Origin of the sequence: Micromonospora sp. WMMD1076 (assembly GCF_029581475.1) — a bacterium.
GTDB classification, from domain to species: Bacteria; Actinomycetota; Actinomycetes; order Mycobacteriales; family Micromonosporaceae; genus Micromonospora; species Micromonospora aurantiaca.
The window spans coordinates 256,315-270,866 of the sequence record NZ_CP120862.1 but is presented as its reverse complement, the minus strand read 5'-3'; the positions used below and the strand labels follow the sequence as shown (position 1 = coordinate 270,866).

At 71.8% G+C, this 14,552-nt stretch carries 14 protein-coding genes; 11 read left to right on the top strand and 3 right to left on the bottom strand.

What is annotated here, in order from left to right:
- The first annotated feature begins 7 nt into the window (after window positions 1-7).
- The 6 genes from O7622_RS01460 (at window position 8) to O7622_RS01435 (ending at window position 7,543) form a co-directional block, all read left to right on the top strand.
- Window positions 8-1,735 (top strand): sensor histidine kinase, encoded by a 1,728-nt coding sequence (locus tag O7622_RS01460; protein WP_282314000.1) that lies wholly within the window; start codon window positions 8-10, stop codon window positions 1,733-1,735.
- A complete protein-coding gene (locus tag O7622_RS01455; protein ID WP_282311505.1) occupies window positions 1,732-2,184 on the top strand; it encodes a response regulator in 453 nt (150 codons plus the stop codon). The genes O7622_RS01460 and O7622_RS01455 overlap by 4 nt, the downstream gene beginning before the upstream one ends.
- Entirely contained in the window at window positions 2,177-2,986 is an 810-nt protein-coding gene (locus O7622_RS01450) for an inositol monophosphatase family protein (RefSeq protein ID WP_282311504.1), read from the top strand. Before O7622_RS01455 ends, O7622_RS01450 begins: the two co-directional genes overlap by 8 nt.
- Window positions 2,987-3,170: 184 nt before the next feature.
- On the top strand, window positions 3,171-4,208 hold the full coding sequence (locus O7622_RS01445; protein WP_282311503.1) for a hypothetical protein: 1,038 nt from the start codon (window positions 3,171-3,173) through the stop codon (window positions 4,206-4,208).
- A 36-nt stretch (window positions 4,209-4,244) separates the two neighbouring features.
- Complete coding sequence (locus O7622_RS01440) at window positions 4,245-5,801, top strand: fused MFS/spermidine synthase (protein WP_282311502.1); 1,557 nt, start codon at window positions 4,245-4,247, stop codon at window positions 5,799-5,801.
- A 71-nt stretch (window positions 5,802-5,872) separates the two neighbouring features.
- Window positions 5,873-7,543 (top strand): serine/threonine-protein kinase, encoded by a 1,671-nt coding sequence (locus O7622_RS01435; protein WP_282311501.1) that lies wholly within the window; start codon window positions 5,873-5,875, stop codon window positions 7,541-7,543.
- A gap of 17 nt (window positions 7,544-7,560) precedes the next feature.
- Here O7622_RS01435 and O7622_RS01430 read toward each other — a convergent pair whose 3' ends face one another.
- The gene (locus O7622_RS01430) at window positions 7,561-8,229 is read right to left on the bottom strand and encodes a TrkA family potassium uptake protein (protein ID WP_282311499.1); all 669 of its coding nucleotides are present in this window, start codon (window positions 8,227-8,229) and stop codon (window positions 7,561-7,563) included.
- On the bottom strand, window positions 8,219-9,553 hold the full coding sequence (locus O7622_RS01425; RefSeq protein WP_282311498.1) for a potassium transporter TrkG: 1,335 nt from the start codon (window positions 9,551-9,553) through the stop codon (window positions 8,219-8,221). The genes O7622_RS01430 and O7622_RS01425 overlap by 11 nt, the downstream gene beginning before the upstream one ends.
- Before the next feature lie 106 nt (window positions 9,554-9,659).
- On the opposite strand from O7622_RS01425, the gene O7622_RS01420 reads away from it, so the two are divergent.
- Window positions 9,660-10,778, top strand: a complete 1,119-nt coding sequence (locus tag O7622_RS01420; RefSeq protein ID WP_282311497.1) for a glycerophosphodiester phosphodiesterase — start codon at window positions 9,660-9,662, stop codon at window positions 10,776-10,778.
- A gap of 218 nt (window positions 10,779-10,996) precedes the next feature.
- On the opposite strand, the gene O7622_RS01415 is transcribed toward O7622_RS01420, so the two are convergent.
- Window positions 10,997-11,224, bottom strand: a complete 228-nt coding sequence (locus O7622_RS01415; RefSeq protein WP_013475183.1) for a winged helix-turn-helix domain-containing protein — start codon at window positions 11,222-11,224, stop codon at window positions 10,997-10,999.
- Between the two features lie 158 nt (window positions 11,225-11,382).
- Between O7622_RS01415 and O7622_RS01410 the strand changes: the two genes are divergently transcribed.
- From O7622_RS01410 to O7622_RS01395, 4 genes are all read left to right on the top strand, one after another.
- Window positions 11,383-11,628, top strand: coding sequence for a hypothetical protein (locus tag O7622_RS01410; RefSeq protein WP_282313999.1), 246 nt, complete (start codon window positions 11,383-11,385; stop codon window positions 11,626-11,628).
- Between the two features lie 216 nt (window positions 11,629-11,844).
- Window positions 11,845-13,047 carry a substrate-binding domain-containing protein gene (locus O7622_RS01405; protein ID WP_013288707.1) on the top strand — a complete coding sequence of 401 codons (1,203 nt, stop codon included), beginning with the start codon at window positions 11,845-11,847 and terminating at the stop codon, window positions 13,045-13,047.
- Window positions 13,048-13,050: 3 nt separating this feature from the next.
- A complete protein-coding gene (locus O7622_RS01400; protein WP_013288706.1) occupies window positions 13,051-13,794 on the top strand; it encodes an ABC transporter ATP-binding protein in 744 nt (247 codons plus the stop codon).
- Window positions 13,794-14,522 (top strand): ABC transporter ATP-binding protein, encoded by a 729-nt coding sequence (locus O7622_RS01395; RefSeq protein WP_282311496.1) that lies wholly within the window; start codon window positions 13,794-13,796, stop codon window positions 14,520-14,522. The genes O7622_RS01400 and O7622_RS01395 overlap by 1 nt, the downstream gene beginning before the upstream one ends.
- The last annotated feature ends 30 nt before the right edge of the window (window positions 14,523-14,552 follow it).

Sequence of the window (14,552 nt, the reverse complement as noted above, 5' to 3'; positions counted from 1 at the left end):
GGAACCGGTGAAGGCGTACCAGCAGGGGTGGACCCTGCGGCGGCGGGTGGCTGCGCTCCTCGGCGTGGTGCTGGTGCTGCTGCTCGGGCTGGCCGCCGCGGAGGCGGCGGTCGCGGCGAAGAACCGGCAGAACATCGACGCGGTGCTGCTCAAGTCCGGTCCGCTGCGGGTCCAGGCGCAGGAGCTGATGGGCGCGCTGCTCGACCAGGAGACCGCGGTGCGCGGGTACGCGGTGAACGGCGACCGCAGCGACCTGGAGCCCTATCAGGAGGGCGTGAAGCGGGAGCGGAGCCTGGCCGCCTCGATCCGCGACCTCTCGGCCGACTACCCGGACGTGCGCCGGTCGCTGGAGGTGGTGGAGCAGCAGGCCGCGCAGTGGCGGGCCCAGGTGGCCGAGCCGGTGATCACCACCGTCGAACGCGACGGCCCGGCGGCCGGCCAGGCGCTGATCACGGACGCGACGCGGCAGCAGTTCGACGGCATCCGGGCGTCGGTGAACACGCTCCAGGGCGAGATCCTCATCGTCCGGGAGGAGACCGCCGAGCGGGTCAACTCGACGAGCAACGTGCTGGTCGTCCTGCTGATCATCGCCGGGCTGGTGGTGACGGTGGCCGGCGTGGTCATGCTGATCTCGCTGGACCGGATCCTGATCCGCCCGCTGGCGGCGCTGGTCAGCCAGGTGCGCGAGGTGGCCGACGGCGACTACCGGCACCACATCGAGGGCTCCGGCCCGCCGGAGTTCCGGCGGCTCGCCGAGGACATCGACCAGATGCGGATGAAGATCGCCCAGGAGCTGGACGAGGTACGCCAGGCCCGGGAACGGATCGAGTGGGTCAACAGCCAGCTGCAGAAGCAGGCCGAGGAGCTGACCCGGTCCAACCGTGACCTGGAGCAGTTCGCGTACGTCGCGTCGCACGACCTCCAGGAGCCGCTGCGCAAGGTGGCCAGCTTCTGCCAGCTCCTCCAGCGGCGCTACGCCGGGCAGCTCGACGAGCGGGCCGACCAGTACATCGCGTTCGCGGTGGACGGCGCGCAACGTATGCAGCGGCTGATCAACGACCTGCTGGCGTTCTCCCGGATCGGCCGGTTGACCACCGGCTTCACCGAGGTCGACCTGAACAAGGTGATGGGCGACGTGGCGGGGCAGACCGAGGCGGCGCTGCAGTACGCCGACGCGGAGCTGACCTGGGGCGAGATGCCGACCATCCGCGGCGAGGAGCCGCTGCTGACCAACCTGCTGGTCAACCTGGTCAGCAACTCGGTGAAGTTCCGCCGCCCGGACGTGCCGCCGAAGGTGCACGTGTCGTCGCGGCTGGTCGACGGCGAATGGGAGATCAGCTGCCGGGACAACGGCATCGGTATCGAACCGGAGTTCGCCGACAAGATCTTCGTGATCTTCCAGCGGCTGCACTCGAAGGACGCGTACCCGGGCACCGGCATCGGGCTGGCCATCGTCAAGAAGATCGTGGAGTATCACGGCGGCCGGGTCTGGGTGGACACCGACGCCGACGAGGGCACCACCATCCGGTTCACGCTGCCCGCGCTGGAGGCCGACATCGAGGCTGCCAAGGCGGCGGACGGGGACGCCGCGGACGGTGCGGAGCCGGCCGCCGAGCGCGCCGAGGGTGACCCGGCGGACGTCGGGCGGCAGCCGGACGGCGCGGCACGCGAAGAGCCGCCCGCGGAGGCGGACCGACACGGTACAAACGGTGGCATGAAGGAGACGGTGGGATGACCGCGCCCGCGGACGGCAAGAGCCCGATCGAGGTCCTGCTCGTCGAGGACGACCCCGGCGACGTGCTGATGACCCAGGAGGCGTTCGAGGAGCACAAGCTCCGCAACCGCCTCACCGTCGTCTCCGACGGCGCCGAGGCGCTCGCCTACCTGCGCCGCGAGGGCCAGTACGCGGACGCGGTGACGCCCGACCTGGTCCTGCTCGACCTGAACCTGCCCCGGCGCGACGGCCGGGAGGTGCTCAAGGAGATCAAGAAGGACCCGCAGCTCTGCCGGATCCCGGTCGTGGTGCTCACCACCTCGCAGGCCGACGAGGACATCCTGCGCAGCTACCAGCTGCACGCCAACGCCTACGTGACCAAGCCGGTGGACTTCGAGCGCTTCATCTCGGTGGTCCGCCAGATCGACGAGTTCTTCGTCAGCGTGGTGAAGCTGCCGCCGCGTGGCTGACCCGCTGCTGGACGACGTCGGCGCGCTGCTGAAGGAGGCGGCGGCCAAGGTCGTCGTACCGTTGTTCCGCCGGCTCGACGAGGCCGACATCTCCGAGAAGGCACCGGGCGAGGTGGTCACGGTCGCCGACCGCGAGGCCGAGGCGCTGATCTCCGAAGGGCTGCGGCGGCTGCGTCCCGGCTCGGTGGTGGTCGGCGAGGAGGCCGTCGCCGAGGACCCGGACCTGCTGCGGCACCTGCGCGGCAGCGGCGACGTGTGGCTCGTCGACCCGGTCGACGGCACCTCCAACTTCGCCGCCGGCCGCCGGCCGTTCGCGCTGATGGCGGCGCTGCTCACCGACGGCGTACCGGTGGCCTCCTGGGTGTACGACCCGCTCGACGGCACGATGGCGGCGTGCCGGCTCGGCGCCGGCACCGAGCTGGACGGGGCGTCGCTGGGCGCGCCGCAGGCCGAGCCGCGGGTGGGCGCGCTGCGCGGCACCGCGGCGACGAAGTTCCTGCCGCCGGACTTCCGCCGCCGGGTGGAGGAGGGTGGCCGCCGCATCGGTGAGCTGCTGCCCGGCCAGCACTGCGCCGGCCGGGAATACCTGGACGTGCTCACCGGCGCGCAGCAGTTCGTGCTGTTCTGGCGCACCCTGCCGTGGGACCACACACCCGGCGCGTTGCTGGTGCGCGAGGCCGGTGGCGTGGCCCGCCGGTTCGACGGCGCCGACTACCATCCGGCCGACGACGGCCGGGGACTGCTGGTGGCGTCGAGCCCGGAGATCTGGGACGAGGTGAGCGCCGCCCTGCTGGGCGGTTGAGCGGCGCTGCGCGACGGGCACGGCACGCTGCGTCGACGTCGGACGCCGTACGCCGTCGCCGGCCTGGCGCGTCGCGCGTGGTCCGGTATCGTGACCGGCGGTCTCCGCCAGCAGGCCGCCGTCCGGCGCCGGCGGAGACGCCGCTCGGTGTACGGGGGCCGGCGGTCGACGGAAGGACCAACACGTGCCCAGGACCAGCCCTACCGGCCGGCGCGTCCGGCGGTCGCTGCTCGCCGCGCTCGCCGCGGTGGCCGTGCTGCTCGGCTCCGGCGTGGCCGCCGGCCCGGCCGCCGCCGTACCCAGCCCGAACGCCCCGAACGAGGGCGGCAGCAAGCAGTTGCGGGCGGCGTTGGAGGCGGCGGCGAAGGGCCACATCGAGGCCCAGAACAAGCTGGAGAACTCCAAGCGCCGGCAGAAGGCGCTCGCCGCCCAGCTCACCGGCATCGAGGGACGCCTCGTCGGGCTCAGCGCGCAGGCCGGTGAGGTCGCCGCGCAGTCGTACCGGATGGGCCGGCTGACCGCGACCTCGATGCTGCTGGCCAGCGCCGACCCGAACGACTTCCTCAAGCGCGCGGCCGAGCTGGACGTGATGGCCCAGCGGGACAGCAAGCGGCTGCGGGAGCTGGCCGACGCGAAGGCGCAGGCGGCCGAGGCGAAGCTCGCCATCGACGCCGAGGTGCGCGAACAGGCCAAGCAGGTCGCGGTGCAGGCCCGCAAGAAGAAGGACGCCGAGGTGGCGCTGGCGAAGGTCAGCTCCGGCGCCGGCTCCGGCTTCAACGGCACCTCCTCGTCGGCGAAGCCCGCGCCGCGCAGCTCGGACGGCTCGTGGCCGTCGGAGTCCTGCTCGGTGGACGACCCGACGCCCGCGTCCGGCTGCATCACCCCGCGTACGCTGCACATGCTCCAGCAGGCCAAGTCGGCCGGTTACAAGCGCTACGCCTCGTGTCACCGCAGCGGTGGCGGCGGCGAGCACCCCAAGGGCCGGGCCTGCGACTTCTCCGCCGCCAGCGGCGGGTTCGAGGACAAGACCGCCACCGGCGGCGACAAGGCGTACGGCGACAGCCTCGCCGCCTGGGCGAAGAACAACGCCAACCGGCTCGGCATCATGTACGTCATCTGGTATCGGCAGATCTGGATGCCGAACACCGGCTGGCGCGCGTACAGCGGCGGCGGCAGCCCGGCGGCGGACCACACAAACCATGTTCACATCTCGATGTATTGACCCGGCCCGCCGCGGGCGCTGCGTAGCATCGCCACGGTGAGCAGCACATCGTCCGACGTCATCGCGGGACCGGCGGCCGACGCCCCGGTCCCGCCCCGGGCCCTGCCCAACGGGCTCGCCGCGTTCCTCGTCTTCCTCTCCAGCGGGGCCGTGCTGGTGCTGGAGACCGTGTCGTTGCGCCTGGTCGGCCCGTACGTCGGGGTGACCCTCCAGGTGACCAGCTCGGTGATCGGCATGGCGCTGGCCGCCATCGCGTACGGGGCGTGGTTCGGTGGGTGGCTCGCCGACCGGCGTGACCCGCGCACCCTGCTCGCCCCGGCGCTGGTGCTGGCCGGCATCGCCACCGCCGTCACGCTGCCGATCGTCAGGTACGCCGGTGAGGCGCTGCGCGGCGGCGCGGCGAGCGCGGTGCTCCTGCTGACCGCGCTGACCGTGCTGCTGCCCGCCGCGCTGCTGGCCGGGATCACCCCGCTCGTGGTGAAGCTCCAGCTCGCCGACCTGCGCCGGACCGGGCAGGTGGTGGGCAAGCTGTCCGGCATCGGCACGCTCGGCGGCATCACCGCCACGCTCGGCACCGGCTTCGTGCTGGTGGCGGCGCTGTCCAGCACCGTCATCGTGCTGGGACTGGCCGCCGTGCTCGGCGTGACCGGGCTGGCGCTCGGCTTCTGGCTGCGACGGCAGGCCGGACCGAGCGGGCTGTCCGCGCCGGGCCGGGTCAAGGCCGCGCTGGCGCTGCTCGGGCTCGCCGCCGCCGGGCTCACCGCCGCGGCGCCGAACCCGTGCGACGTGGAGACCGCGTACCACTGCGCCCGCGTCGAGGTGGACCCGTCCTGGCCGCAGGGGCGCACGCTCTTCCTCAACTCGGCCGAGCACTCGTACGTCGACCTGGACGAACCGAACCACCTCAAGTACGCGTACACGCAGTGGATCGGCCTGGTCGCGGACGTGGCGCGGCCGGCGAAGCAGCCGATGGACGCGCTGCACCTGGGCGGCGGCGGCTTCACGGTGCCGCACTACCTGGCCGCGACCAGGCCCGGCACCGACAACCTGGTGTTCGAACTCGACGGCGGCCTGGTCGAGCTGGACCGGCGGGAGCTGGGCCTGCGTACCGGCCCGCAGATGCGCGCCGAGGTGGGTGACGCGCGGGTGCTGCTGCGCGGCGAGCCGGCCGACAGCCGCGACTTCATCGTCGGCGACGCGTTCGGCCACCTGGTGGTGCCGTGGCACCTGGCGACCCGGGAGATGGCCGCCGACATCCGCCGGGTGCTGCGCCCGGACGGGGTCTACGTGCAGAACGTCATCGACTACCCGCCGGGCCGGTTCATCCGGGCCGAGCTGGCCACCGTGAAGGCCGAGTTCGCGCACGTCGCGCTGATCGCCCCGCCCGGCGCGATCGACGGGAGGCAGGGCGCCAACTTCGTGATCGTCGCCTCGGCCGCGCCGCTGCCGCTCGCCCCGATCCCGCCCGGCCTCAAGCTGCTGCCGGAACCGGCCGAGCTGATGGACGAGGCGGCGGTGACCGCATGGGTGGGCGACGCGATGGTGCTCACCGACGACTACGCGCCGGTGGACCAACTGCTCGCGACCGCCTGAACGGGTGACTTTCCGGACCGATTCCGACCGCTGAGGTGTACCGGGGTCGACTTCGGGCAACAGGACCGACCATGGGTGGACCGGTCAGGAACGGCGTGCAACTGCTCGGCGAGCGATACCGGCTGGTCGAGCAGTTGGGTGCGGGCGGCATGTCGGTCGTCTGGCGCGGCTACGACGAGGTGCTGGGCCGGCAGGTGGCGGTCAAGGTGCTGGCCTCGCGGCTGGCCAGCGACAAGGCGTTCCGGCACCGGATCCGGGTGGAGGCGCAGGCCGCCGCGCGGCTCTGCCACCCCAACATCACCAACGTGTACGACTACGGCGAGTCCGTGCAGGTCGGCCTGACCGTGCCGTACGTGGTCATGGAGCTGGTCGACGGCGGTCCGCTCAGCGGGCGGCTCGGCCGCGACGGGCAGCTTCCCTGGCGGGAGGCCATGACGATCGGCGCGGAGGTCGCCTCGGCGCTGGCCGCCGCGCACGCCCGCGGCGTGGTGCACCGGGACGTCACACCGGGCAACGTGATGCTGACCCCGACCGGGGTGAAGGTCGTCGACTTCGGCATCTCGGCGCTGGTGGGGGAGAGCGACAAGGGGCCGGACGGCGCGCTGCTCGGCACGCCCGCGTACCTGGCCCCGGAGCGGCTGGACAACGGCCACGTCTCGCCCGCCACCGACGTGTACGCGGTCGGGCTGCTGCTCTACCGGATGCTGACCGGCCGCCTGCCGTGGCAGGCCAGCACCACCACCGAGATGCTGCGCGCCCACATGTACCGCGACCCGGACCCGATGCCCGCGGTCCCGGGGCTGCCCGAGCCGGTCGCCTCGCTCGTGCAGCGGTGCCTGGCCAAGCGCCCCGAGGACCGCCCGGCCACAGCCGAGGTGGCCCGTACGCTCGCCGAGGCAGCGGGTATCGCGGCGATCGTGCCGGTGTCACCGGCGTTCGGCCGGATGGACCCGGCGCTCGCCGAGAACGCCGGCACCACGATCCTGCCGTGGTCGGCGGAGACCGACGCGCTGCCGTTCTCGGCGGTGCGTACCCGCACCAGGCGTGCGGTGGCGCGGCGGCGCAAGGTGGAGGCCGGTGTGGCCGCCGTCGGCCTGATCGCGGTGACCGCCACGATGTGGGGGCTGACGTCGCGGAGCCCGGCCAGCGGCGGGGTCGAGCCGACCGAGGCGAAGATGGGGCTGGCTAAGCCGACGCCCTGCGCTGTCGACTACTCGTTGCGCCGGGACACCGGCAAGGACTTCTCCGCCGAGCTGACACTGACCAACACCGGCACCCACGAGCTACGCGGCTGGACCATGAGCTTCACGTTCCCCGGCAAGCAGGCGATCACCACGGCCCAGCCTCCGGCAAGCCAGGTGGGGCGGACCGTGTCGGTCACCGCCCCGGCGGCGACCCCGGCGCTGGCGCCGGGCGCGTCGACGAAGCTCACGCTGGCCGGACGCTACACCGGGAGCAACACGCTGCCGGTGGAGTTCACGGTCGGGGGTCGCACGTGCGGGGTGCAGGTGTCGGGGATCGCCGGCTCGGTGCCGGTCACCGTCGCGCCGGCCACCAAGGCACCCGCCAAGCCGCCCGCCAAGACCACCACGAAGCCGGCCACGAAGCCGGCCACCAAGGCCACCAAGGGTGGTCCGACAAAGGCGAAGCCGGCGCCCAAGGCCAAGCCGCCGAAGCCCGCCAAGGGCAAGGCCGGGAAGAGTGACGATGACGATGACGACGAGCGCGAGGACGACGACTGAGCGGCGGTGGTGCCTGCTCAACCCAGCGCGGAGAAGCGCTGCACCTGGGAGATGCCGCCCTCCACGATGAGCACGCTGTCCTGCGTCAGCACCGTGTCCGGCCCGGCGTAGCGGAACGGCTCGCCCGGCTGCTTCGCGCCCACCACCATCACGCCGTACCGGTCCTGCGGGGCCACGTCGCGTAGCGACCGCCCGACCAGTGGCGCGGGCACCCGGATCTTGGCGATGGCGAAGTCGTCGTCGAACTCGATGAAGTCGAGCATCCGGCTGACGATCAGATGCGCCACCCGCTCGCCGGTCTCCGCCTCCGGGAAGACGACGTGGTGCGCGCCCACCGAGTGCAGGATCTTCGCGTGCTTCTCCGAGGTGGCCCGCGCCCAGATCTGCGCGATGCCCAGCTCGGCCAGCGCCAGCACGGTGAGCACGCTCGCCTCCAGCGACGCGCCGATGGCGACCACGACCCGCTGGAAGTCCGCCAGCCCGAGCTGGCGCAACACCGCCTCCTCGGTGCTGTCCGCCTGCACCGCCCGGTCCAGGTCCGCCGACCAGTGCTGGACCCGGCCGGGATCGCGGTCGATCGCCAGCACCTCGTAACCGAGCCGGGACAGCGACTCGGCCAGGCGCGCGCCGAACCGGCCCAGGCCGATCACCGCGATGCCTGTCTCCTCCGGATGTCTAGCCGACAATGGGTTGCTCCTCCGGGTAGCGGTACAGCCGTCGACGGGTGTTCAACGCGATGGCCGAGCCGAGGGTGAGCGGCCCGACCCGGCCGATGTACATGAGCGCGGTGAGCACGTACTGACCCGGCGGGGAGAGCTGCCCGGACACCCCGACGGTCAGGCCGGTGGTGCTGAACGCGGAGGTCACCTCGAACAGCGCCGCGTAGAAGGGCACCTGCGCGGTCAGCGCGATCAGGACGACGGTGCCGGCGGCCACCAGCGCCACGCTGAGCAGCGCCACCGTCAGCGCCTGCCGCTGGCTGGCCGGGGACACCCGGCGGCGCCCGACAGTGGTGTCCGGCTCGCCGCGCAACTCGGCCCAGATGGCGAAGCCGAGCAGGAAGAACGTGGAGACCTTGATGCCGCCCGCGGTGCTGGCGCTGCCGCCGCCGACGAACATCAGGCCGATCAGCATCGGATAGCTCTCGTCGGTGAGCCGCCCGACGTGGATCACGTCGAAACCGCCGGTGCGGCTCAACGCGATCTGGGTGAACGACGCCAGCAGCTTGCCCCGCACGTCGTAGGTGCCGATCGTGTACGGGTTGGTCCACTCGGCCATGAGCAGGTAGGCGACGCCGAAGACGGTCAGCACCACGCTGCCCCAGACGGTCAGCTTGGTGGCCACCGCCCAGCGCGCCGGCCGGCGCCACTCGCGTACCGCCTCGAACAGCGCCGGGAAGCCCAGGCCGCCGATGATCGCGCCGACGCTGAGCGGCAGCGCCACCCAGACGTCGCGGGAGAACGCGATCAGGCCGTCGGTGTAGAGCGCGAAGCCGCCGTTGTTGAACGCCTGGACCGAGTGGAACACCGCGGACCAGAGCGCCCGGCCCGGCGTGTAGTCGTAGGCCAGGAACAGGCGCGCGGCGACCACAGCGGTCATCAGCGCCTCGGTGACGAAGACGGTGGCCGCGATGCGCAGCAGCAGCCGCCGTACGTCGCCGAGGCCGAACTCGGCGGTCTCCGCCTGCACGAGCAGCCGGTTGCGCAGGCCGAGCTGACGCGAGACCGCCAGGATCACCAGCGACGCGCCGGTCAGGATGCCGAGACCGCCGAGCTGCGTGAGCACGGTGATCATCACGAGCCCGAAGCTGTTCCAGTAGTTCGGGGTGTCGGTGACCGCCATCCCGGTCACCGACACCGCCGAGGTGGACGTGAACAGCGCTGTGACGAACGGGGTGTACCGCTGCTCGCTGGTGGCCCAGGGCAGCATGAGCAGGCCGGTGCCGACCAGGATCACCGCCAGGAACCCGAACGGCACCAGCCGTACGGGCTTCCGGAGCAGGCGGCGCACCCCGTCATCTTCCGTCCGGAGATTCACCCGCAGGTCAGGAACCGACCAACTGGCGGTCAACCACGACCGGTCTGCTGTGCGTACCCATCGACGACAGGAGACGGCGTTGCGACGTACCCTTTCCACCCTCGGCGTGGCCGGCGCGCTGCTCGCGGCGGCGGCAGTGGTGGTGCCGGCCGTGGCCGCCCAGGCCGGCCCGGACGCCCGCACCGAGCGTGCCCACGCGAACCAGCGGCCGATCGTGATCGGCCACCGGGGCGCGAGCGGCTACCGCCCGGAGCACACGCTGGAGGCCTACCGGCTCGCCATCCGCCAGGGCGCCGACTTCATCGAGCCGGACCTGGTCTCGACCAGGGACGGCATCCTGGTCGCGCGGCACGAGAACGAGATCTCCGGTACGACGGACGTGGCCGCCCGCCCCGAGTTCGCCGCCCGCAAGGCGACGAAGACCATCGACGGGGTCACAGTCACCGGCTGGTTCACCGAGGACTTCACGCTGGCCGAGCTGAAGACGCTGCGGGCGAAGGAGCGGCTGCCGCAGGTGCGGGTCGCCAACACCGCGTTCGACGGCAAGTTCGAGATCCCGACGTTCCAGGAGGTCATTGACCTGGCGCGGGTCGAGTCGAAGGCCCGGGGCCGGACCGTCGGCGTCTATCCGGAGACCAAGCACCCGAGCTACTTCGCCTCCATCGGGCGCGCGCTGGAGGAGCCGCTGGTGGCGGTGCTGCGCCGCAACCGGCTCACCCACCGGAACGACCCGGTGTTCGTCCAGAGCTTCGAGACCGCCAACCTGCGCAAGCTCGACAAGATGATCGACGTACGGCTGGTGCAGCTCATGGACGCCTCCGGCGCGCCCTACGACCTCGTCGCGGGCGGCGACAAGCGGACCTACGCCGACCTGGTCACGCCCGCGGGCCTGGCCTGGATCTCCCGGTACGCCGACGGCGTCGGCCTGAACAAGAACCTGATCGTGCCCCGGGACTCCGCCGGACGGCTGCTCGCGCCGACCTCGGTGATCCGCGACGCGCACCGGCGGAAGCTGGTGGTGCACGCGTGGACGTTCCGGGCCGAGAACCAGTTCCTGCCTGTGGACTTCCGCATCGGCACCGACCCGAACGCGCGTGGTGACATCACGTCCGAGTACGAGCTGTTCCTCGACCTGGGCCTGGACGGCGTGTTCAGCGACCACCCCGACACGGCGGTGGCCGCCCGAGCCGGCCGCTGACGCTGGTCGTCTTCCGGGGTGCTCGCCGTTCCGGCGGGCACCCCGTTCGCGTGCCCGGGTCCGTCGAACTCGGCCGCCCTTGCGATCTTGGTACGAAACGGCCCCTCCGAGGGCCATTCCGTACCAAGATCGGCGGTGGCGGGCGGGGTGGGCGCCGCGTCGGGGAAGTGGCTGCTTCCGGGCGTGATGAGGCCGCCACTTCGGCGTAGTGGAGTTGATCAGCTCGGGGGTTCGGCTACGTAGGTGCCTCGGCCGGGCTGGCCGGTGATCAACTCGCGATCGTGCAGCAACGACAGAGCACGGGACGCCGTGTTCATGTGGACCCCGTAAGCCTCGGCGAGTTCACGGGTCGAGGGCAGCTTGTCGCCGGGCTTCAACTCACCACTCTTGATCTTTGCGGCGAGTTCGTTGGCGATCTGACGGTATGGCGCTTCAGCTGTGGGCATGGTGAGAACTCCGGTCGGTTCGGCGCCTCCGATCATGCCGGGCCTACACCAGTAACTGCAACAAGCAGAAAGCCCGATGTGGGCTCGACCTACACAGGTATTTTGGGTAGGCAGGCGCTCAAGAGTTGGCAGTCCCGGTTCACGCCGGGCGCGCAGCGGTGAACCGGGAGCGGTTCGTCGTACACCTGCCGGTTCTCGCGGCCGACCTCGACGGCGCGCGAGGGTTCGCGCGGGCCATCTGCCGGGCGCTCGGGTTCCTGGCCGACGTGGAGCGCGCCGGTACGACCGTGTCGCGGGAGGACGAGCAGTCAGTACGCCACTGGGTCTGGTGTGACCGCCCGCGCGACGGTGGCCGGCGGTGCGCACGGTCGGCCGACCACGACGGGGACTGCGGCGGGCGGTGACCGGCGCGCGATGGCGTGGGACGACATTGCCGGCGAGGTGCGCGTGGTGGCGACGGCCATCCGGGGTCGGTGCGGTTACGTGGCGATGTCCGGCGTTGTAACGTGCGGCCATCCCGTCACGGGTACTTGTGTGCGTCGGCCACATAGCCCGTGGGTGACGTCACTTCTAGCGTGAGCCGACAACTGACATTCCCCCTGTCCTCACCTGGAGTCGCAATGACGATCCGGCACACGCGACGGGTGTTCCTTACCGCCGCCACCTCGGTGGCGGTCGCTCTGGCCGCCACGGCCTGTGGCAGCCCGCAGGACACCGCATCCGGCGGCGGCGACGCCGCCCCGGTCAAGGTCGGTCTGGTCTACTCCCAGTCCGGGCCGCTCGCCAGCTACGGCAAGCAGTACATCGAGGGTTTCAAGGCCGGCCTCGACTTCGCCACCAAGGGCACCGGCAAGGTCGGTGACCGCACGATCGAGGTCACCGAGGCCGACGACGCGGGCGACCCGGCCAAGGCCGTGTCCGCCGCGAAGGACCTGATCGGCAAGGGTACGAAGATCATCGCCGGGTCCACCTCCTCCGGTGTGGCGCTCCAGGTCGCGCCGATCGCCGCGCAGAACAAGGTGCTGTTCATCTCCGGCCCGGCCGCCACGGACGCGGTGACCGGCGCGAACAAGTACACGTTCCGTTCCGGCCGCCAGTCGTGGCAGGACGTGGTCACAGCCCGGTCGTTCATCGGCGACGCGGGCGGCAAGAAGGTCGTCGTGTTCGCGCAGGACGGCGCGTTCGGCGACGCCAACGAGGCCGCCGTGAAGGCCGTCATCGGCGGCGCGGGCGCGAACGTGAGCAGCGTCCGGGCCCCGGCCAGCGCCACCGAGTTCACGCCGTTCGCCAGCCAGATCAAGGCCGCCAAGCCGGACCTGCTCTTCGTCGCCTGGGCGGGCACCACCGCCGGCGCCATGTGGCAGACGCTCGACCAGCAGGGCGTCCTCGCCTCGACCACAGTCGTCACCGGCCTGGACATCCGTGCCTCGTGGCCGACGTTCGGCGCCGCCGGTAGCAAGATCTCGTTCCTGTCGCACTACTTCGACGGGGCGAGCGACACCGAGGCCGCCAAGGCCGCGAAGGCGAAGGTGCCGGGCGGCACGCTCGACCTGTTCCACCCGGACGGCTTCGCCGCCGCGCAGATGGTCGTCCGGGCCGTGCAGGAGGGCGGCGACGACGTGGAGAAGATGATCAAGGCGCTTGAGGGCTGGGAGTTCGAGGGCGTCAAGGGCACCATGAAGATCCGCGCCGAGGACCACGCCCTGCTCCAGCCGATGTACCAGGCCAAGCTCTCCGGCAGCGGCACCGCCTTCACGGCGACCGCGCAGAAGTCGCTCACCGGTGACGAGAGCGCGCCGCCAGTCGCGCAGATGAAGGGCTGAACCGTGCTCGCCACCCGCGGTCTGACCTGGCGGATCGGTGAGGTCGCCATCGTCGACTCCGTCTACCTCGATCTGGCGCCGGGGGAGTTCCTCGGCGTGATCGGGCCCAACGGCGCCGGCAAGACCTCCCTGTTCAACCTGATCACCGGCCTGCGCCGGCCCACCGAGGGCACGGTCCTGCTGGACGGCGCGGACATCACCGCGCTTCCGCCGCACCGGCGTGCCCGGCTCGGACTGGGGCGTACCTTCCAGGCGTCCTCGGTCTTCGGCTCGCTGAGCGTGCGGGAGAACGTCCGGCTCGCCGTACAGGCACACCGGGGTGGCTCGATGAAGCTGTGGCGGCGGGCGGCGGCCGACCGGGAGGTGGCCGCCGCCGCCGACGCGGCGCTCGACCGGGTCGGTCTGCACCACAGGGGTACGGCGCTCGCCGGCACCCTGGCCCACGGCGAGAAGCGCAAGCTGGAGATCGCGCTGCTACTCGCCGGTGAGCCCCGCGTGATGCTGCTGGACGAGCCGATGGCCGGGGTGAGCGCCGAGGACGTGCCCGAGCTGGTCAGCGTGATCAAGTCGTTGACCGGCGACAGCGGCCGGGCGGTGCTCATGGTGGAACACCACATGGACGTGATCCTGGAGCTGGCCGACCGGATCGCCGTGATGCACCACGGCGCGCTGCTGGCGTGCGACACCCCGGACACGGTGATGGCGAACGCCACGGTGCAGGAGGCGTACCTGGGGGAGGCGCTCTAATGACCGAACCTGTCCTGTCCGTGATTGACCTGTCCGTGCGGATCGCCGGGCTGCACATCCTCCAGGGGGTGTCGTTCGAGGTCGCGCCGACCGGGGTCACGGTGCTGCTCGGGCGCAACGGCGTCGGCAAGACCACCACGTTGCGCGCGATAGTCGGGCTGACGCCGCGCGGCGGTGAGGTGCGCGGCAGCGTACGCATGGGGGCGCGCAGCCTGCTCGCACGCCCCACCCACCGGCTGGTCCGCGACGGCCTCGGCTACGTGCCGGAGGACCGCTGCGTCTTCGCCGCGCTCACCGTCGCGGAGAACCTGCGGCTGGCCGAACGGCGGGGCGTCACGCCCGCGTACGACAAGGTCTTCTCGCTCTTCCCGGAGCTGGAGCGGCGCGGACGGCAACGGGCCGGCTCGCTGTCCGGCGGGCAGCAGCAGATGCTCGCGATCGGCCGGGTGCTGCTGAACGACAACCGGCTGCTGCTGGTCGACGAGCCGACGAAGGGGCTGGCGCCGAAGGTGGTGACCGAGGTGGCCGAGGTGCTGGAACGGGTGGCGGAATCCGTGCCGGTACTGCTGGTCGAGCAGAACCTGGCGGTGGTACGGCGGCTGGCGACCGACGCGGTGGTGCTCTCCGCCGGGAAGGTCGCCTGGACCGGCGACGCCCAGGAGTTGCTGCTGGAGACGGCGCTGACGAAGTCGTTGCTCGGTGTGGGTTCGGCGGAGGTGCATCGGTGAGCGCGAGGAGTGAGCCGGGTTTGCGAGCCC

What these genes read in the sequence shown, in the direction of transcription:
- O7622_RS01455 (WP_282311505.1), top strand. Translation starts at nt 1,732, where the DNA reads ATGACCGCGCCCGCGGACGGCAAGAGCCCGATCGAGGTCCTGCTCGTC.
- O7622_RS01435 (WP_282311501.1), top strand. Translation starts at nt 5,873, where the DNA reads ATGGGTGGACCGGTCAGGAACGGCGTGCAACTGCTCGGCGAGCGATAC.
- O7622_RS01415 (WP_013475183.1), bottom strand. Translation starts at nt 11,224, where the DNA reads ATGCCCACAGCTGAAGCGCCATACCGTCAGATCGCCAACGAACTCGCC.
- O7622_RS01405 (WP_013288707.1), top strand. Translation starts at nt 11,845, where the DNA reads ATGACGATCCGGCACACGCGACGGGTGTTCCTTACCGCCGCCACCTCG.
- O7622_RS01395 (WP_282311496.1), top strand. Translation starts at nt 13,794, where the DNA reads ATGACCGAACCTGTCCTGTCCGTGATTGACCTGTCCGTGCGGATCGCC.